Consider the following 18,269-nt stretch of genomic DNA (forward strand, 5'->3'; position numbering starts at 1 on the left):
CTTATCTGCAAAAACCAGTGAACAGATTGGAACTCATACATATTTCGCATTTCGTCCGTTACGTCACGGATCAAGCATTGCTCTTACAACACCAATCACTCTTACAATCTCAAATTTTAAGCTTGAGAAAGGCACTTTACCAACAGATTGGTCACCCGCTCCAGAAGACACCGACGCATCCATCGCATCCGTCAAAACAATAGCAGAACAGACCGCAGATAGGTTCACTTGGGTTGTGGAGAGCGGAACTTCTTCGACCGACTTCACCCTTACCGATCGAACAGCAACCCTTGTGGCAGATGTGATTAATCTGCAAGGGCTTGTTACGTTTGACGGGCTTAGCAGTTCCGCGAAGAGCAGTATTATTGATAGCGTGCAGGTTGGTGGAAGAAATTTGATTGTCCGTAAAACGCTTACGAATGGTTATCCGTCTCAATCAACTGGCGCAATGATGTCCACAGACTCGCAATTTAGAACATCAGATTTTATAGAGTTAAAAGGTGGAGAATTTTTTACGATATGTTGGAGAAAAGATGGAGGAATAACCGAACAATGGCTTGGATTTTTTTATTACAAATCCGATAAAACATATATTTCATGTAATGACTATAAAAGAACGGGAAATCCAGTAACAATTACTGAAATATCTCCAGACGAATGCGGGTATATACGAATTTATTGGAAATATTCAATAGGTGGAACAATAAAGCTCGAACTAGGCAACAAAGCCACCGACTGGACACCAGCTCCAGAAGATGTGGATTCCAGTATTTCAGCCGTCGATACTGCCTTAGCAAATCTGTGCTACGACAGCAATAAGACCTATATCAATGGCGGCAAGATTTACACAGGGACAATCACCGCTACGCAGATTGCGTCCAAGGCTATCACCGCCGACAAACTCAACGTCACATCCCTGTCTGCCATCAGTGCCAACCTTGGCTCTGTCACCGCTGGAAGCATTAATATCGGTTCTGGGAAGTTTATAGTAACCAGTGCAGGAGCGTTGACTGCGACAGGGGCGACAATATCTGGAAAGATTACGGCGACTGAAGGAATCATTGGTGGGAAGAACATTTCTGCGAAAACAGAGACAGGAACGTCAAATAAAGTGGAATCCGATGCCGTAAAATATTATGTACAGGCCGGAGCGTTCAAGAACAAAGACAAGGCTCAGGAACTGGTGGACAAGCTGAAGAAGGCCGGATTCGATGCGATTATTAAGGTTGCGTGATGTCGAATTTTATCGAGATAGTGACCAAATAATAGTAGACATTCGGTGAAATACATGTTATTCTCGTTATATGAGAGAAAAGTATAAAATACAAAAGATAAAATGATTCACAGCCTGGCAATATTAATTTTTGCCGGGCTGTTCCTGTTATAGGTTACAGAGGTAAGGCCCCCCATACTGACTCATAATATATTGTGCCAGCCTGGCATTCGGGGTTTTGATGTTGACAGGATACTGAAGCCGTTTTTCATAATTCCACATTTATTTTAAGCCTCCTTCCTGTTCCCATGGGAACGGCTGCTCCATCCATTTCCAGGTATCGCTGTCTGTTTCCAGGGCGTCATCGACGGTAAGAGGACCGAATTCTCTTGCATACAGAGTCATCAGTTCCCGGCGCCTGGAAGCGACAGTTTTGAAAAAATCCATTGCCTGTTTGTCACACGGGTGGGTATCGAGAAAGAGATGAATGTCATTTACCGCGAAGCTTACTTCATTGATTTCCTGAAGAAGCTGTTTTTGGTTCAGAGATCTGTTTTCGGACATCATTTTCGGACACCTCGCTTTCCGCAGAATGGTCTGCAAAGTTCCGGGAAAATTGTGCCCACATGAAGTGCATGTTTTAAATCAAAGGTTTTCGAGAAAGTCTGGCATGGGACGTAAGCCATGGCGGGCGGCAGGCTTTTCAGGTGGGAATACATTTCTTCTTCGTGTGATATTGTGCCGGGCATCCGGCAGCTGCATTCGGCAGCTTTTTGACAAGATCTGTGTGTCATACGTTCGTTGTAAGGCATTCTGTTCATGCCGCAGGTAGTGCGGTAAGGACGGCCGGAAGAACGGCCCATCTGATAATTTTCCATGAAAAAATCCTTTCTGCTGCAAAATTCAGTTACGCTATATTTTATGTCATAGAAACAGAAAGGTGTGCATACTGCGGAAAACAGCAGCTCCCGGATTTACAATAATTAGACATTTTTATCATTCCTGTGTAAAAAACAGGAGGAACCGGTTCTGTGAAAACTTGCACAGATAACATCCCCATGCTATAATGAAAATCAACACAGGCTGACAGCAATCAGAAAGGTTTGTCAGTCAATTTCAGAAAAGCTGGGTGATGCAATGGATAAAACCGGAAAATCCGTAACTGCATTATTTGACAGGATCAACAGAGGAAAGAAAAATGTGAAAAACACCAGAAAGCCAACGACGAATTATTATGATTACAGTCTTGTGGCAGTGATCATTCTTCTCACCTGTTTTGGTCTGATTATGCTTTACAGCACAAGTGCCTATATTGCAGAACTGGATTACAATGATGATATGTATTATTTTAAGAAACAGGCCGTGATTAGTCTTGTCTGTCTGATCGCTGCAATACTGATTTCAAAGATCGACTACCATATCCTGACTTATTTTACTACGATTCTTTATGGCCTGGCAGTCGTTCTGATGCTTCTGGTAAGGACACCTCTGGGACATACGTCACATGGTGCCAGACGGTGGCTGAAGATCGGACCGATACAGTTCCAGCCTGCGGAAGTCGCCAAGATTGCGGTGGTTGTCTGCCTGTCTTATATGATTGTAGCGATGGGTAAGCAGATCAGGACTCTCAAGGCCTGTATGGTTCTTGCAGGTATGGGAGGCGCTTTGGGACTGGTGGCATATGTGGCAACAGATAACCTCAGTACGGCAATTATTATCTGCGGGATTACAGCGGGAATGATTTTCGTTGCGCATCCGGATACCAGGCCATTTGTGATTTTATTGATCATCGGGATTGTTCTGATAGTCGGACTGGTATTTTTGCTGAATGCCCTTGTGGATCCTGCGTCCAGCGGAAGTTTCCGTATCAAACGTATTCTGGTCTGGCTCCATCCGGAAGCCTATGCATCAGGTGATGGATATCAGACTCTGCAGGCTCTGTATGCAATCGGTTCAGGAGGACTTCTGGGAAGAGGACTTGGCAACAGTATCCAGAAGCTGGGAAATGTTCCGGAGGCGCAGAATGATATGATTTTTTCGATCGTCTGCGAGGAACTGGGAATTCTTGGAGGGCTCATTGTCATTATACTGTTTGCGTATCTTCTGTACAGACTGTTTTTTATTGCACAGAACGCTCCGGATATGTTTGGTTCTCTGATGGTCAGCGGGATTTTTATTCATATTGCGCTGCAGGTTGTTCTGAACATTGCGGTAGTGTTGAACATTCTGCCGAATACCGGTGTAACGCTGCCGTTTATCAGTTACGGAGGAACCTCTGTTTTGTTCCTGATGTCCGAGATGGGGCTGGCCTTAAGCGTGGCCCGACAGATCAAATTTCAGGAGCCGGAACGACTGTTATAATCAGCCAGACATAAAGGTCTGTGAAATAATGGAAAATACTATTGACAAATGCCCCTGCAGCATATATACTTTGGGCATCAAAATTATCACAAAGCAGGATGTTTGATAAAGGAGAGAAAAGCAATGTTAGAGAAAATGAAAGAAATTATATCTGAACAGTTAAATCTGGATACAACCGATGTTACACCGGAGACTTCCTTTAAGGACGATCTTGGTGCAGATTCCCTTGATCTTTTTGAACTGGTTATGGCTCTGGAAGAAGAGTATGACCTGGAGATCCCGACAGAGGAATTAACAGATCTTGAGACCATCGGTGATGTGATGAACTATCTCAGAAAAAAAGGCGTAGAAGCTTAAGAAATAAACAACAAGGATCTCCCTGCAGCCACAGTGCTTCGGGGAGATTTTTTCTCTTGTCTGTAAATACATCTATCAGGGATTTTTCCGGAGACCGGCTGATTCTTCTTAGTGATGGGGAACATTTTGCAGATTGAAAGGCAGATTTGGTAATCTACGGAAAACCTATGGACATTCTGAAAGATATGGTGCTATAATAAGCCGGAATTGGACATCTGTGGGGGCACAGATGTGACAAAAAATGAACAGGAGAATCATATTATGAGCAAGTTAAGAACCAGATTCGCACCGAGTCCGACAGGAAGAATGCATGTCGGAAATCTGAGAACAGCATTATATGCATATCTGATCACGAAACATGAAGGAGGAGATTTTATCCTTCGTATTGAAGATACGGATCAGGAACGATATATGGAAGGTGCGGTGGATATTATTTACCGTACTCTGCAGAAGACAGGACTGCTTCATGACGAAGGACCGGATAAAGACGGCGGCGTGGGACCGTATGTTCAGAGTGAACGTCAGGCATCCGGCATGTATCTGAAATATGCGCAGCAGCTTATTGAACAGGGTGACGCATATTATTGCTTCTGCCAGCAGGAAGAGCTGGAGAGCATGAAGCGTGTGGTAGCAGGCAAGGAGATTTCCATTTATGACAAGCGCTGTCTGCATCTGCCGAAAGAAGAGGTGGAGAGACGCCTTGCTGCGGGGGAACCTCATGTGATCCGTTTTAATATGCCGACAGAAGGAACCACCACATTTCATGATGTGATCTACGGGGATATTACAGTCAATAATGAAGAACTGGAGGATCTGATCCTGATCAAATCTGATGGATACCCGACTTATAATTTCGCTAATGTAATTGATGACCATCTGATGGGAATCACCCATGTGGTAAGAGGAAATGAATATCTTTCTTCTGCACCGAAATACAATCGTATTTATGAGGCATTCGGATGGAACATCCCGGTTTATGTACACTGTCCGCTGATCACCAATGAAGAGCATCAGAAACTTTCCAAGCGTTCCGGTCATTCTTCCTATGAAGATCTGGTGGATCAGGGATTTCTGACAGAAGCAATCGTAAACTTTGTGGCACTTCTTGGATGGAGTCCGCAGGAAAACCGTGAGATCTACAGCCTTCCGGAGCTTGTGGAGGCATTTGATTATCACCATATCAGCAAATCTCCGGCAGTTTTTGATATTACCAAGCTTCGCTGGATGAATGGAGAATATATCAAGAAAATGGATCCGGATGCTTTTTATGAAAAAGCGCTTCCATACATGAAAGAAGTTCTGAAAAAAGATTATGATTTCAGAAAGATTGCTGCCATGGTACAGACCAGAATCGAAGTATTCCCGGATATTCCTGCTCTGATCGATTTCTTTGAGGAAGTACCGGAATATGATGTATCCATGTATCGTCACAAAAAAATGAAAACAACAGAGGAAAGTTCTCTTGCTGTGCTGCAGGAAGTTCTTCCGGTTCTGGAAGCGCAGGAAGATTATACCAATGATCCTCTGTATGCATCTCTGAGTGAATTTGTCAAAGAAAAAGGCTACAAGAACGGTTATGTGATGTGGCCGCTTCGTACCGCAGTATCCGGTAAGCAGATGACTCCTGCCGGTGCTACGGAAATTATGGAAATTATTGGAAAGGATGAAACCATCCGCCGTGTAAAAGCTGCTGTTGAAAAACTGCAGCAGTAATCGAGTAAAAAGAATGAAGAGAAATCCATCTCAAAAAAGGGCAATCGCCCACCTGTCGGGACCGATGATGGTCCTGGCAGGCCCCGGTTCGGGGAAAACCTCCGTGATAGTGGAACGAACTGCATATATGATCAGTGAGGGGAAGATACCGGCTTCTTCTGTTTTGGTTGTGACTTTTTCCAGAGCGGCAGCCAAAGAAATGAAAGAGCGGTTTTTGAAATTTACCGGTCTGGAACGTACAGGTGTAACCTTTGGTACGTTTCATGGGGTATTTTATGGCATTTTGAAACAGGCATACGGACTTTCTGCTGCGAATATCCTTTCGGAAGAGGAGAAATTTGATATTCTGAAAGAAATGACGCTGCAGTATGGAGGAGATCTTGCGGAAGAAGGAGATTTTCCGGAAGAAGTGGCAAAAGAGATCAGCGTGGTGAAGGGCGGCAGAATCTCTCTGGAACATTATTATTCTTCCTGCTGTCCGGACGAAGTTTTCCGCCATATTTATGAAGGATACCGCAAAACCTGTCGGGCAAGAAGAAAACTGGATTTTGACGATATGCTTCTGTATTGTTATGAACTGTTTGAAAAAAGACCGGATATCTTGAAAGCATGGCAGAACAAATTCCGATATATACTGGTTGATGAGTTTCAGGATATCAATCAGCTTCAGTATGATATTGTCCGTCTCCTTGCAAAACCGGAGGATAATCTGTTTATTGTCGGGGATGATGATCAGTCGATTTATCATTTCCGCGGAGCAAGACCGGAGATTATGCTGAATTTTACAAAAGATTATCCAAAAGCGGAAACGGTTCTTCTGGATGTGAATTACCGTTGTACAGACAGTATTCTGAAAACTGCCCTGAAGGTTGTGGACTGCAATAAAAAGCGTTTCAAAAAGAAACTGTCTACGCCAAATGAGACTGGCGAACCAGTTTTATGCCGGGAATTTGCCAATCCCAGAGAAGAGTATCTGGAAATTGTTCAGGAATTGAAAAAACGTCTGGAAAAAGGGGAGAACCTGGAAGATACGGCGATCCTTTTGAGAACGAATCAGGAAGCAGAAGGGCTGGTGGGGGCGCTGATGGAATATCAGGTGCCTTTTACCATGAAGGAACAGCTTCCCAATCTCTTTCGGCACTGGATCTGCAGAAATCTTCTGGCATATCTGCATATGGCGTCAGGCGACCGGAGCAGAAAAACATTTCTGGAAATCATGAACAGACCGAATCGATATATTTCCAGGGATGCTCTGCAAAAGCCGGAGGTTTCTTTTGATGACCTTCGGGAATATTACAGAGACAAAGACTGGATGTGCGACAGGATCACGACTCTGGAAACACATTTGCGGATTCTTGGTACCATGCCTCCTTATGCATGTATCAATTTCATCCGAAAGGGAATGAAATACGAAGAATACTTGCAGGAATATGCCATGTATCGTAAAATGAAACCAGAAGAACTGACGGAAGTACTTGACAGGATCATGGAAAGTGCAAAAGGGATGAAGAACCTGAAGGAGTGGGAGACCTATATTCAGGATTATACGGAAAAGCTGGCGGAACAGGCCAGAAAGCAGGAAACACGAAAAGAAGGAGTGGTGATTTCCACCCTTCATGCATCCAAGGGGCTGGAATACGATCAGGTATATATTCTGAATGTCAATGAAGGAAGTATTCCCTATAAGAAAGCAGTTCTTGAAGAAGCGCTGGAGGAAGAGCGCAGGCTTTTTTATGTAGGTATGACGAGAGCAAAGAAAAAACTGGTATTATGCTATGTAAAACGTCAGTATGAAAAGGATCGGGAACCATCCCGGTTCCTTGAGGAGGCAGGAAGATGAATGGGGTTATTTATTTTACAGAAATTCCGGAGAAATACAGAAATAAGAATATGGAGCATATGATCGGGGAGAAGGTTCTGGAACAGGGACTGCTTCAGGAATACGGCAAAAAACTTGCCTATGAGCCGAGAGCATTGGGAGAACATGGAAAGCCGTTTTTTACACTGGAACCGGGAATCCATTATAACATCACACATTCCGGAAAGTATGTGGCATGTATCTTTGCCGGACAGGAAGTCGGGATCGATATCCAGGTGCATCGTGCGGTAAACCACCAGGACAGAATGCTGAGAAGGATGGTTCCGGAGAAAATGATCGAAGAAATTCAGAACAGTCCGGATCCTGAGAAAGCATTTTTTGAGCAGTGGGTTTTGCGGGAAGCATATATCAAGTGGACTGGAGAAGGTCTGTCAAAAGATCTTCGGAACATCCGCATGGAAAGCGGTGCCTATGTGATGCTGGATATGGAGCCCGGCTACAGCGGTGCAGTATGGTCGGCACATCCGCTGGAACTTCGCTGGGAACGCGTGGACATTGAACTTCCCTGAAACATGTGGGAAGGAACTGTATCAAAAGAAGAATGAAAACAGGATTGTCCACATATAGTAAAGATAAAGAGGTGAGATAGATAGAACCAACGCAGATTCAGAACCTTTTTGCTGGGAATATCCGGCAGCTTCTGATCGAAGCGGACCTGGATTATGATAAATTATATGAAATACGTCTTCGGGTGGGGCGGCCGTTGTTTCTGACGTACGACGGAGGAGAATGTTTTCTTCGAAGCAGCGGGCAGGAACAGTACCTGGTCACCAGAGAAGATCTGCAGGAAACGCTGGAATATGTGACAGGATATTCGCTGTATGCATATGAAGAGGAAATACGTCAGGGATTTCTGAGTGTACAGGGTGGTCACAGGGTAGGTGTTACCGGTAAGGTCATTCTTGACGGCAACCGGATCCGCGGCATGAAATATATTTCCTGTATCAATGTGCGTCTTGCCCACCAGAAAATCGGCTGTGCAGATGAAATCATGCCCTATATCAGACAGGGAGACTGGGTAGCCAATACGCTCATTGTCTCTCCGCCAAGATGCGGGAAGACCACGCTGCTTCGGGATATTATCCGACAGCTCAGCAATGGAAATGAGACAGTTTCCGGAATGACTGTGGGAGTCGTGGATGAAAGAAGTGAGCTTGCAGGATGCTATCAGGGAGTTCCGCAGAATGATCTTGGTATGAGAACGGATGTACTGGATGGATGTCCGAAGTCGGAAGGCATGCAGATGCTGATCCGGTCTATGTCACCGCAGGTGGTGGCTGTGGACGAACTTGGGCGGGAGGATGATTATCACGCAGTGGAATCTGTTATCCACAGCGGATGCAAGCTGATCGCCACGGCTCACGGAAACTCCATGGAGGATGTACTGAGTCAGCCATTGTTTCAGAAACTTCTGGCAGCCAGAGTTTTTGAACGTTATATTGTTCTCGGACGAGGCAGTTATGCCGGTGTGGTGGAAGCGATTTATGATGCGGAAGGCGCTTTATGCTGAAAACAGCGGGAATGATTCTGATTCTCACAGCAGGAGCCGGGCTTGGCTTTTGCAGAAGTTATGAATTGTCCTGCAGGGAAAAATCTCTGGAGGAAATTTTACTGATGATACGCTGGCTGAAAGGAGAAATCTGCAGCAGACATGCATCGCTTCATGATGCTTTCTGGGATGTATCCGTTCGGATGAATGGACAATACAGAGAATTTTTAAGAAAAACAGCAGAAAAAACAGAAACATCTTCCGGAATGCGGTTTTCGGAGATTTACAGGGGCTGTGCTGTGGAAATTCTCGGAGAGCTTCCACTGTCAGAAAGGGAATGGGAGCTCTTTTTGTCTCTGGGAGAAAAACTGGGGTATCTTGATCTGGATATGCAGAAAAAACAGCTGGAATTTCTCGAGGAGGAGCTTGGGCGTTCCAGAGATGACTTACGGGCGGAAATGCCGGCAAAAAAGAAAGTATATCAAAGTCTGGGGGTTCTGGGAGGTATCCTTCTGGCGATTCTGATCTGGTAGTCCCGGCCTGGAAGGGAGGCTTGTTTGGAGGTCAGTATTATTTTCAAAATAGCGGCAGTCGGAATTCTTGTCTCCATTCTCACACAGGTGCTGAAACACAGCGGAAGGGATGAACAGGCTTTTCTTGTAAGCCTTGCGGGACTTTTGATTGTATTGTTCTGGATCGTTCCCTATATTTATGATCTTTTTGAGAGTATTCAGAAATTGTTTATGCTTTAGAGCGTGTTTGAAAAGTCGGAAAGCAATTTTCACACACACTCCAGAGCAAAAATAAATGATAGATGATATCATCCCGAATGTTTTTTTTGCTGTACCGGAACGTGGTTTTTCTATCAGATTGTTTATGTGTATCAGGAGGAAGAAAGAAGGGAGCTGCCGGTGGATATTGTCAGAATTTCACTTCTGGGATTAGGCGGCGTGATGCTGAGTTTCATGCTGAAAGGTACCAAACCGGAATATTCCGGATTTGTCACGATGGGAGTGGGGATTCTCATTCTTTCTCTTGCAGTGGGAAAACTGGAGTATCTGTTTGATTCCATCCGGAGGATCAGGGAAAATCTGGATATGGATGCGGATTATTTTGTTACACTGGTGAAGATGCTCGGGATTACTTATATCGGACAGTTTTCCGCAGGAATATGCAGAGATGCGGGATGTCAGGCAACAGGTGCGCAGATTGAACTGTTCTGCAAACTGTCGGTGATGGTTCTCAGTATGCCGGTTCTTCTGTCTCTGATCGAGACAATTCAGGAGTTTCTGACATGAGATTCCGTGTGGTGCTGCTGGAAATACTGATGATTTTAGGGCTGTTTATGATTTATTTGCCTGAAGAAGCGTACGGCTCAGAATTCCAGGAAGAACTTCTGGGTGAAATGGATTTTACGGAAATACAGAAGATGATGGATGAGATGCTGGGAGAAAACAGCTTTTCCCTTGCAGAAGCAGCCAGAGGGCTGATGTCGGGAGAACAGGTCTTTTCGAAAGAGGCAGTGCAGGAATTTCTGCGCAGTCTTTTTTTTTCGCGGTTTCAGCAGGAAAAAGGACTTTTTGTAAAGTGTCTGGTGCTGATCCTGATGGCAGCTGTGTTCTCGAATTTCGCATCGGTACTTGACAGCGGTCAGATAGGGGAGGTCAGTTTTTATGTAGTCTATCTGCTGCTGTTTATGCTGCTGATGGACTCTTTTTCCCGGATGAGTCTTTCCCTTGCACAAAAGCTGTCCTGGATGACGCAGTTTATGAAAGGTCTTGCTCCGGCATATTATATGGCTGTGGCTGCATCTGTGGGAGCGTCAACAGCCGTTTTGTTCTATGAAGGAGTCTTGCTGCTGGTATGGCTGGTTCAGTGGATTCTTCTGTCCGTGTTTCTGCCCGGAGTAAATCTTTATGTGCTGATCCTTCTGGTCAATCATTTGTCAAAAGAGGAAATGCTGGGAAAACTGGCAGAACTTCTGAAAACAGCAGTGGAATGGGGACTGAAAAGCCTGCTGAGCCTGACTGTCGGGCTTCAGGTGGTCAGGAGTCTGGTAGCTCCGGTGATCGATTCTCTGAAACGAAGCGCGCTGGGAAAAACAGCCGGTGCACTGCCGGGGATCGGGAATGCAGTAAATACGGTGACAGAACTGGTTTTGACGGGGGCTGTTCTGGTGAGAAACTGTCTGGGAGTGGTATTTCTGGCAGTTTTACTGATCGCTGCGGCAGAACCGGTGATTCATTTTGGATTTATGTCCCTTTCTTTTCGGTTCCTGGCAGCTGTTTCCCAGCCGGTTTCGGATAAGAGGATGGTGGAATGCCTGAGTACACTGGGAGAAGGCTGTGCTCTTCTTTTACGGATTCTGTTTACTGCAGAAGTGATGTGTATCCTGACCTTTGTGATTCTTATGTCTGGATTTGGGGGAGCTGCATGAAAGAAGAAATCTATCAGTGGATGAAAAATCTGGCCGTTTTTTATATTCTATTTACCGCATTTCTTCATCTGGTTCCGGATAAAAAATATGAGAGATATGTGCGTCTGTTTATGGGATTTCTGCTGATCGCAATGATGTGTACACCGGTGTTTGCACTTTTGGGAAAAGGTGAGGAACTGTTTGCGGACTTTACGCTTCATTATGACAGGGAAACGCAGCTGATGGAACAGGAAGAGGCTGAGCGGATGCAGATTCTTTACCTGAAAAAAGGTTATCAGGCACAAATTCAGGAAAATATCAGGAATGCTCTGGAAAATACAGGAATAAACCTTGTGGATGCTGCCGTACATATAGAAGGGGATCGTGTGTCTGCAGTTCTCACAGTACGGGAAAAGCCGGATGAAGAACAGAAAAGGAGGGTGGCTGATGCTCTTTGGGAATCATGCGGAATCGGGGAAGGAGACTATACGTTCCGTATTTCAGCGGATGGGGAGAACACAGTGGATCATACTTCTGCTTCTGGGCCTGCTTTTGGCGGCAGCGGCAATGCCTGTCTCTCATGATTCAAAGAAGGAAGGTTCCCTCGTTGCAGCAGATAAAAGCGGGCAGGAAGAAACAGAAAAATCAGAACTTGAGAAAAAACTTGAGGATTTGCTTTCCAGTACAGAGGGAGCAGGAGAGGTGCGGGTTATGCTGATGACGGGAACAGATGGGAATACGGGATCTTTCTACGGAACGCAGGAAACGGAAGTGACAGGAGTGCTGATTGCTGCACAGGGAGCCGATAATCCGGTTACTGTGCAGAGGATTCAAAAAGCGGTGATGGCATTATTTCAGATTGAAGCCCATAAAATTAGTATTATGAAAATGAAATGAGGAGAGGGAAAGTGAAAAAAATCATGAAAAAGAATCAGGTGATCATTACATCACTGGCAATTCTTATTGCGGTGGCCGGGTATCTGAATTTTGCAGATGTGGATCTTGGATTCAAAGACAAAGAAACCAGTACAGACAGCAGCACGATTCTGGAGGAGGTGGATTATGATCTGACAGACGAAACAGCGCTTCTGGATGAGAACGGAGCAGCTGATACGGAAACCGGATCGGGAGATACCAGTACTCCGGGAGAAGCAGTACTTACCGGTGCATCCGGGTTTGCGGCTCAGGCAAAACTCAGCAGAGAACAGATCCGTTCACAGAATAAAGCGGATCTGCAGGAAATCATCAACAATGAGGAAATTGCGGATGAACAGAAGCAGGAAGCCATCAGCACCATGGTAGCAATGACCGATATAACAGAAAAAGAGGCAGCTGCGGAGCTTCTTCTGGAGGCAAAAGGGTTTGAAAACGTGGTGGTAAATCTTACCGGGGAGACGGCAGATGTGGTAGTTCCGGATGTTTATCTGGATGATGCAAGGCGTGCACAGATCGAAGATATCGTAAAACGAAAGACCGGAATTGCGCCGGAAGCAATTGTGATCACACCGCTGAGTGAGAGTGAAGCTGCAGAAGAAACTTCTGCCGGGGATGCAGGAATCTATGAGGAAGATACCAGTGAGACATCAGGAGCTTCCTATGCAGAGGAAGATGTGGAGACATCCGCAGATATTTATGAAGATACAGAAACATCCGCAGATATTTATGAAGATGCGGAAACCGCGGCAGATATCTATGACGGATATGAAATTGAAACGGAAGGAATTTATGACTGATGCAGGCGGGAGAGCTTTATGAATGAAATAGTGGAAAGAATTTATGACTGAAATATCCTTGACAGTCAAGCTTTCGTTATATAAAATAAAGAGATGTTGGGGTCAAAACGAGATTTGACCCCTTTGATACATAGAAAATAATAGGAGGCCAACCGTGTCGAAGTATACGAAAGAAATAGAAAAAAGAAGAACGTTTGCGATCATATCCCACCCGGATGCCGGCAAAACTACTTTAACAGAAAAATTCCTGCTGTATGGCGGTGCCATCAATCTGGCCGGAAGTGTCAAGGGCAAGGCTACGGCCCGTCATGCAGTATCCGACTGGATGGAAATCGAAAAGGAGAGAGGTATTTCCGTTACTTCTTCCGTACTGCAGTTCCATTATGACGGATATTGCATTAATATTCTGGATACTCCGGGACATCAGGACTTCTCTGAGGATACGTATCGTACGCTGATGGCGGCAGATTCTGCTGTCATGGTCATCGACGGTTCCAAAGGTGTGGAAGCCCAGACCAGAAAATTGTTCAAAGTATGCGTCATGCGCCATATTCCGATTTTTACATTTATTAATAAAATGGACCGGGATGCCAATGATACTTTCGACCTTTTGGATGAAATAGAAAAAGAGCTGGGAATTGCAACCTGTCCTGTAAACTGGCCGATCGGTTCCGGTAAGAAATTCCGCGGTGTCTATGACAGAAATACGCATAAAGTGCTGATCTTCTCAGATACCCAGAAGGGTACCAAAGAGGGAAAAATCGAAGAGATCGATATTGATGATCCGAGACTGGAAGAACTGGTGGATCCGGAACAGAAAGAACAGCTGATGGAAGAAATCGAGCTTCTGGATGGTGCAAGTGCGGATTTTGATCAGGAACAGGTAAGCAGAGGAAATCTGACACCGGTATTTTTCGGATCTGCGCTGACAAACTTCGGTGTAGAGACATTTCTGGAGCATTTCCTGAAAATGACTACATCACCGCTGCCAAGAATGTCAGATGAAGGTGAAATCAATCCGATGTCTGATGATTTTTCTGCATTTGTATTTAAGATTCAGGCAAATATGAATAAAGCGCACAGAGACCGTATTGCGTTCATGCGGATCTGTTCCGGTAAATTTGATGCATCAGAAGAAGTGTATCATGTGCAGGGAAATAAAAAAATGCGTCTTCTTCAGCCGCAGCAGATGATGGCAGAGGCCCGTCATGTGGTGGATGAGGCTTATGCGGGAGATATCATTGGTGTTTTTGACCCGGGTATTTTCTCCATCGGTGACACGATCTGTGCACCGGGGAATAAGTTTGCATTTGAGGGAATTCCTACATTTGCACCGGAGCATTTTGCAAGAGTGCGTCAGATTGATACCATGAAACGGAAACAGTTTGTGAAGGGAATCAATCAGATCGCGCAGGAGGGTGCGATTCAGATTTTCCAGGAATTTAATACAGGTATGGAAGAAATTATTGTGGGTGTAGTCGGTGTCCTTCAGTTTGATGTGCTGAAATACCGTCTGGAAAATGAATACAATGTGGAAATTCGCCTGGAAAATCTGCCGTATGAGCATATCCGCTGGATCGCAAACAAAGAGGAAGTTGATGTAGCGAAGATCACCGGTACTTCTGATATGAAGAAAGTAACTGATCTCAAGGGTAATCCGCTTCTGCTCTTTGTAAATCCGTGGAGTGTGGGTATGACGCAGGACCGTAATCCAAACTTAATATTGACAGAATTCAGTAAATAACCCTTTTCATTTTTCGGCTGATTTGTTATAATAAAAAAAGCAAAAAACGTAACGGAGCGTATCTGCCTGCATCTGTAAAGGATGGGGCAGTAACCTTTAGGAGGAGTTAGAATGGCTGAAAAAAGAACAACATATAAAATACAGGATATCGGCGGTGTTGGTGAAGTACAGATCGCAGATGAGGTAGTTGCGATCATTGCAGGTCTTGCTGCTACAGATGTGGAAGGTGTTGCATCTATGGGCGGCAACATTACCAATGAGCTGGTCAGCAAGCTCGGCATGAAGAATCTTTCCAGAGGCGTGAAGGTGACGGTGCTGGAAGGCGTGGTCACAGTAGATCTGACACTGAATATTGAATTCGGTATGAATATTCTGGAGACCAGCAAGAAGGTTCAGGACAAGGTAAAAACTTCCATTGAGAGCATGACCGGACTGGAAGTGGCAGATGTCAATATCCACATTGCCAGCGTAGATATGGAGAACGAAAAAGGAAAGTAACCCTTTCCTTTTTTCTATATTAGGAGGAATTATGAAAAGAAGGGAACAGAGAGAACATGTATTTAAACTGCTGTTTATGACGCAGTTTAATTCCGAAAACGAGATGACAGAACAGGTAAATCTTTATTTTGAAGGCCTTGAGGAGCCGGATGATAAGAGCCGTATAGCGATACAGGAGCAATACAGTAGTGTACTTGCACATCTGGAGGAGATTGATGGTGTTCTGAATGAATACAGCCGTGGATGGAAGACGGACCGTATGAACCGGGTGGATCTGAGTGCACTTCGCCTTGCTGTATATGAGATGAAATACGAAGAGGATGTGCCGGTTGGAGTTGCCATCAATGAAGCTGTGGAAATCGCCAAATGTTTCGGAGGCGAGACATCCGGTTCCTTTGTCAATGGTGTTCTCGGCAAGATTGCCAGCGGAAGAAAAGACGATGCAGAAGAACACAAAGCTCCTGTGAGAAAAGAGCACAGGGCGAAGCACATTATTATCAATAAAGCAGATAAAGAAAAAAAACAGACGGCAGATACGGCTGCTGAGGTAGAATGAAAACCATTTATTCCGTCGGACAGGTGAACCGTTATGTGAAAAATATGTTTGTGCAGGACTTTCTTCTGCAAAAGATTTATGTAAAAGGGGAAGTGTCCAACTGTAAATATCATACAAGTGGTCATATCTATTTTTCACTGAAAGATGAGACAGGAGTGTTAAGCTGTGTCATGTTCGCCGGTCATAGACGCGGGTTGTCTTTCCGGATGAAGGATGGAGACCGTGTGGTCGCAGGCGGTACTGTGGATGTCTATGAAAGAGACGGCCGTTATCAGCTTTATGCCAAAGAAATCACTCTGGAGGGAGCGGGAGCTCTTTATGAACGATTCCTTCAGCTTAAGGCTGAGCTGGAAGACATGGGAATGTTTGCGCAGGAATATAAACAGCCGATACCGAGATTCATCAGAAAGCTTGGTGTAGTGACCGCACCTACGGGAGCGGCAGTGCAGGATATCCGTAATATTTCTCTGCGGAGAAATCCCTATCTGCAGATGATTCTGTATCCGGCTCTCGTTCAGGGAGAGGGCGCTGCAGACAGTATTTCCAGAGGAATCCGTATGCTGGATGAAGCTGGCGTGGATGTGATCATTGTGGGAAGAGGCGGTGGTTCGATTGAGGATCTGTGGGCATTTAATGAAGAAAAAGTGGCGAGAGCCATTTTTGAATGCCGTACGCCGGTGATTTCCGCTGTGGGCCATGAGACGGATTTTACGATTGCGGATTTTGTGGCGGATCTTCGTGCCCCAACCCCGTCTGCAGCAGCAGAACTTGCGGTGGATGACTATCGGAGCCTTGTGGAATCTGTGCGGGCTTACGGGGAACGTCTGAACCGTTCCATGCGGGGAAGAGTGGAGCTGATGCGCAGCCGTCTGGAACAGTATCAGGTGAAACTTCAGTATTTGAGTCCGGAGAACCGGCTCCGTGAAAACTGTCAGAGGCTTGCGGATATAGATGACCGGATCCGGGAGGCTTTTGACAGGCGGATGCAGGACAGCAGACACAGGCTGTCGATCTATCTGGAACGTTTTTCGGGTCTTTCCCCGCTTAAGAAGCTGAATCAGGGATATTCCCATGTGGCTGATGAAGAGGGAAAAACAGTGACAAGCGTTACGCAGGTGCGGCCCGGTGACAGACTGACGATTTCTGTGACGGATGGAAGCATGGAAGCCGTTGTGGACAGACTCAGAAAGGAAGAACGGTAAGAATGGCAGAACCAGAGATGGAAAAGATGAAGGAAAAGACTCTTGAAGATGCATTTCTTCAGCTGGATGAGCTTGCAGACAGACTGGAAGACAGAGAAACTTCACTGGAAGAGTCTTTCCGTTTATATAAACAGGGAATGGAATTATTGAAATACTGCAGCGATAAACTGGATACAGTAGAAAAGAAAATGCTGCAGATGGATGAGGATGGGACGTTACGTGAATTTTCAAGATGAACTGAAATACAGGATCGACAGGATAGAAGAAGTGATCCGGAAATACCTTCCTCCGGAAGAGGGATTTGCCAAGAATATGGCGGAAGCGATGAATTACAGCATGTGTGCAGGCGGTAAACGTCTTCGCCCGCTGCTCCTTATGGAGACCTGCCGGATGTTTGGCGGTGACCTTCAGACGGCGGAGCCATTTATGGCAGCTATGGAGATGATTCATACACACTCTCTGATCCATGATGATCTTCCGGCGATTGACAATGACGATTACCGGAGAGGAAGACTTACGACACATAAGGTATATGGCGAGGCTATGGGCGTACTGAGCGGAGTAGCCTTGCTTAATTATGCCTATGAGACCATGTTTCGGGCATTTGATCTGGCTCCGGAGAATCCCGGAATTGTGAAAGCACTCCGGATTATGGCGCATAAGACCGGTCTGTATGGAATGCTGGGCGGTCAGAGTGTGGATGTGGAGAATGACGGCAAACCTGTCAGCCAGGAGATGCTGGATTATATTTACTGTCACAAGACTTCGGCACTTCTGGAAGCAGCTATGATGACCGGTGCGGTACTGGCTGGCGCAGATGAAAAGCAGACTGCAGTGATCGAGCAGGCTGCTGCAAAGATCGGGCTTGCTTTTCAGATACAGGATGATATTCTGGATGTGACAAGCACCAGTGAGGAACTGGGCAAACCGGTACACAGTGATGAAAAGAATAATAAAACGACATATGTGACGCTTTTTGGACTTGAGGAAGCTTCGCATCAGGTGGAAGAACTTTCCGGGGAAGCGATCCGGCTTCTGGACAGTCTTGACCAAAAAAATGAATTCCTGACGGAATTGATCCATTATCTGATCAGCCGCAGGAAATGAA

Annotated in this window: 22 protein-coding genes and 1 pseudogene; 20 read left to right on the top strand and 3 right to left on the bottom strand. The window is 45.4% G+C overall.

The window, feature by feature from the left end; translation table 11 throughout:
- The first annotated feature begins 292 nt into the window (after nt 1-292).
- Nucleotides 293-1,234, top strand: coding sequence for an SPOR domain-containing protein (locus ACTNEW_RS01710; protein ID WP_441057155.1), 942 nt, complete (start codon nt 293-295; stop codon nt 1,232-1,234).
- A gap of 165 nt (nt 1,235-1,399) precedes the next feature.
- Here the strand turns inward: ACTNEW_RS01710 and ACTNEW_RS01715 are convergent.
- The 3 genes and pseudogenes from ACTNEW_RS01715 to ACTNEW_RS01725 form a co-directional block, all read right to left on the bottom strand.
- A pseudogene (locus ACTNEW_RS01715) lies at nt 1,400-1,495 on the bottom strand (manganese catalase family protein); the annotation flags it as partial.
- Nucleotides 1,496-1,780, bottom strand: coding sequence for a spore coat protein CotJB (locus ACTNEW_RS01720; RefSeq protein ID WP_441057157.1), 285 nt, complete (start codon nt 1,778-1,780; stop codon nt 1,496-1,498).
- A complete protein-coding gene (locus ACTNEW_RS01725; RefSeq protein ID WP_441057159.1) occupies nt 1,777-2,091 on the bottom strand; it encodes a spore coat associated protein CotJA in 315 nt (104 codons plus the stop codon). Before ACTNEW_RS01725 ends, ACTNEW_RS01720 begins: the two co-directional genes overlap by 4 nt.
- A 259-nt stretch (nt 2,092-2,350) precedes the next feature.
- On the opposite strand from ACTNEW_RS01725, the gene ACTNEW_RS01730 reads away from it, so the two are divergent.
- The 19 genes from ACTNEW_RS01730 (at nt 2,351) to ACTNEW_RS01820 (ending at nt 18,268) form a co-directional block, all read left to right on the top strand.
- Entirely contained in the window at nt 2,351-3,574 is a 1,224-nt protein-coding gene (locus ACTNEW_RS01730) for an FtsW/RodA/SpoVE family cell cycle protein (RefSeq protein WP_441057161.1), read from the top strand.
- Between the two features lie 123 nt (nt 3,575-3,697).
- A complete protein-coding gene (acpP, locus tag ACTNEW_RS01735; protein ID WP_441057163.1) occupies nt 3,698-3,931 on the top strand; it encodes an acyl carrier protein in 234 nt (77 codons plus the stop codon).
- Nucleotides 3,932-4,192: 261 nt separating this feature from the next.
- On the top strand, nt 4,193-5,644 hold the full coding sequence (gene gltX, locus ACTNEW_RS01740; RefSeq protein ID WP_441057165.1) for a glutamate--tRNA ligase: 1,452 nt from the start codon (nt 4,193-4,195) through the stop codon (nt 5,642-5,644).
- Between the two features lie 13 nt (nt 5,645-5,657).
- A complete protein-coding gene (locus tag ACTNEW_RS01745) occupies nt 5,658-7,484 on the top strand; it encodes an ATP-dependent helicase (protein WP_441057167.1) in 1,827 nt (608 codons plus the stop codon).
- The gene (locus tag ACTNEW_RS01750) at nt 7,481-8,032 is read left to right on the top strand and encodes a 4'-phosphopantetheinyl transferase family protein (RefSeq protein WP_441057169.1); all 552 of its coding nucleotides are present in this window, start codon (nt 7,481-7,483) and stop codon (nt 8,030-8,032) included. The genes ACTNEW_RS01745 and ACTNEW_RS01750 overlap by 4 nt, the downstream gene beginning before the upstream one ends.
- An 80-nt stretch (nt 8,033-8,112) precedes the next feature.
- Nucleotides 8,113-9,033 carry a stage III sporulation protein AA gene (spoIIIAA, locus tag ACTNEW_RS01755; RefSeq protein ID WP_441058086.1) on the top strand — a complete coding sequence of 307 codons (921 nt, stop codon included), beginning with the start codon at nt 8,113-8,115 and terminating at the stop codon, nt 9,031-9,033.
- The gene (locus tag ACTNEW_RS01760) at nt 9,027-9,545 is read left to right on the top strand and encodes a stage III sporulation protein AB (protein ID WP_441057171.1); all 519 of its coding nucleotides are present in this window, start codon (nt 9,027-9,029) and stop codon (nt 9,543-9,545) included. The genes spoIIIAA and ACTNEW_RS01760 overlap by 7 nt, the downstream gene beginning before the upstream one ends.
- Nucleotides 9,546-9,569: 24 nt before the next feature.
- Complete coding sequence (gene spoIIIAC / locus ACTNEW_RS01765; protein ID WP_441057173.1) at nt 9,570-9,764, top strand: stage III sporulation protein AC; 195 nt, start codon at nt 9,570-9,572, stop codon at nt 9,762-9,764.
- A gap of 159 nt (nt 9,765-9,923) precedes the next feature.
- On the top strand, nt 9,924-10,310 hold the full coding sequence (locus ACTNEW_RS01770) for a SpoIIIAC/SpoIIIAD family protein (protein ID WP_441057175.1): 387 nt from the start codon (nt 9,924-9,926) through the stop codon (nt 10,308-10,310).
- A complete protein-coding gene (locus ACTNEW_RS01775; RefSeq protein ID WP_441057177.1) occupies nt 10,307-11,449 on the top strand; it encodes a stage III sporulation protein AE in 1,143 nt (380 codons plus the stop codon). The genes ACTNEW_RS01770 and ACTNEW_RS01775 overlap by 4 nt, the downstream gene beginning before the upstream one ends.
- Nucleotides 11,446-12,012: a stage III sporulation protein AF gene (locus tag ACTNEW_RS01780; protein WP_441057179.1), complete on the top strand. Its 567-nt coding sequence runs from the start codon at nt 11,446-11,448 to the stop codon at nt 12,010-12,012. Before ACTNEW_RS01775 ends, ACTNEW_RS01780 begins: the two co-directional genes overlap by 4 nt.
- Complete coding sequence (locus ACTNEW_RS01785; protein WP_441057181.1) at nt 11,996-12,325, top strand: hypothetical protein; 330 nt, start codon at nt 11,996-11,998, stop codon at nt 12,323-12,325. Before ACTNEW_RS01780 ends, ACTNEW_RS01785 begins: the two co-directional genes overlap by 17 nt.
- An 11-nt stretch (nt 12,326-12,336) precedes the next feature.
- Entirely contained in the window at nt 12,337-13,161 is an 825-nt protein-coding gene (locus tag ACTNEW_RS01790) for a SpoIIIAH-like family protein (protein WP_441057183.1), read from the top strand.
- Nucleotides 13,162-13,315: 154 nt separating this feature from the next.
- A complete protein-coding gene (locus ACTNEW_RS01795; RefSeq protein WP_441057185.1) occupies nt 13,316-14,905 on the top strand; it encodes a peptide chain release factor 3 in 1,590 nt (529 codons plus the stop codon).
- Between the two features lie 111 nt (nt 14,906-15,016).
- Nucleotides 15,017-15,403, top strand: coding sequence for an Asp23/Gls24 family envelope stress response protein (locus tag ACTNEW_RS01800; RefSeq protein ID WP_441057187.1), 387 nt, complete (start codon nt 15,017-15,019; stop codon nt 15,401-15,403).
- 31 nt (nt 15,404-15,434) lie between these two features.
- Nucleotides 15,435-15,959, top strand: coding sequence for a transcription antitermination factor NusB (nusB, locus tag ACTNEW_RS01805; protein WP_441057189.1), 525 nt, complete (start codon nt 15,435-15,437; stop codon nt 15,957-15,959).
- A complete protein-coding gene (gene xseA / locus ACTNEW_RS01810; protein WP_441057191.1) occupies nt 15,956-17,161 on the top strand; it encodes an exodeoxyribonuclease VII large subunit in 1,206 nt (401 codons plus the stop codon). The genes nusB and xseA overlap by 4 nt, the downstream gene beginning before the upstream one ends.
- A gap of 2 nt (nt 17,162-17,163) precedes the next feature.
- A complete protein-coding gene (gene xseB / locus ACTNEW_RS01815) occupies nt 17,164-17,397 on the top strand; it encodes an exodeoxyribonuclease VII small subunit (protein ID WP_441057193.1) in 234 nt (77 codons plus the stop codon).
- Nucleotides 17,381-18,268, top strand: a complete 888-nt coding sequence (locus ACTNEW_RS01820; RefSeq protein WP_441057195.1) for a polyprenyl synthetase family protein — start codon at nt 17,381-17,383, stop codon at nt 18,266-18,268. Before xseB ends, ACTNEW_RS01820 begins: the two co-directional genes overlap by 17 nt.
- Nucleotide 18,269: the final 1 nt, after the last annotated feature.

Origin of the sequence: Blautia sp. HCP3S3_G3 (assembly GCF_052063365.1) — a bacterium.
GTDB lineage: Bacteria > Bacillota > Clostridia > Lachnospirales > Lachnospiraceae > Blautia_A.

Coding starts and splice junctions, on each gene's coding strand:
- gltX (WP_441057165.1), top strand. CDS start 4,193: ATGAGCAAGTTAAGAACCAGATTCGCACCGAGTCCGACAGGAAGAATG.
- ACTNEW_RS01745 (WP_441057167.1), top strand. CDS start 5,658: ATGAAGAGAAATCCATCTCAAAAAAGGGCAATCGCCCACCTGTCGGGA.
- ACTNEW_RS01750 (WP_441057169.1), top strand. CDS start 7,481: ATGAATGGGGTTATTTATTTTACAGAAATTCCGGAGAAATACAGAAAT.
- ACTNEW_RS01775 (WP_441057177.1), top strand. CDS start 10,307: ATGAGATTCCGTGTGGTGCTGCTGGAAATACTGATGATTTTAGGGCTG.
- xseB (WP_441057193.1), top strand. CDS start 17,164: ATGGCAGAACCAGAGATGGAAAAGATGAAGGAAAAGACTCTTGAAGAT.
- ACTNEW_RS01730 (WP_441057161.1), top strand. CDS start 2,351: ATGGATAAAACCGGAAAATCCGTAACTGCATTATTTGACAGGATCAAC.
- ACTNEW_RS01725 (WP_441057159.1), bottom strand. CDS start 2,091: ATGGAAAATTATCAGATGGGCCGTTCTTCCGGCCGTCCTTACCGCACT.
- ACTNEW_RS01800 (WP_441057187.1), top strand. CDS start 15,017: ATGGCTGAAAAAAGAACAACATATAAAATACAGGATATCGGCGGTGTT.
- nusB (WP_441057189.1), top strand. CDS start 15,435: ATGAAAAGAAGGGAACAGAGAGAACATGTATTTAAACTGCTGTTTATG.
- ACTNEW_RS01720 (WP_441057157.1), bottom strand. CDS start 1,780: ATGATGTCCGAAAACAGATCTCTGAACCAAAAACAGCTTCTTCAGGAA.
- acpP (WP_441057163.1), top strand. CDS start 3,698: ATGTTAGAGAAAATGAAAGAAATTATATCTGAACAGTTAAATCTGGAT.
- xseA (WP_441057191.1), top strand. CDS start 15,956: ATGAAAACCATTTATTCCGTCGGACAGGTGAACCGTTATGTGAAAAAT.
- ACTNEW_RS01785 (WP_441057181.1), top strand. CDS start 11,996: ATGCCTGTCTCTCATGATTCAAAGAAGGAAGGTTCCCTCGTTGCAGCA.
- ACTNEW_RS01780 (WP_441057179.1), top strand. CDS start 11,446: ATGAAAGAAGAAATCTATCAGTGGATGAAAAATCTGGCCGTTTTTTAT.
- ACTNEW_RS01760 (WP_441057171.1), top strand. CDS start 9,027: ATGCTGAAAACAGCGGGAATGATTCTGATTCTCACAGCAGGAGCCGGG.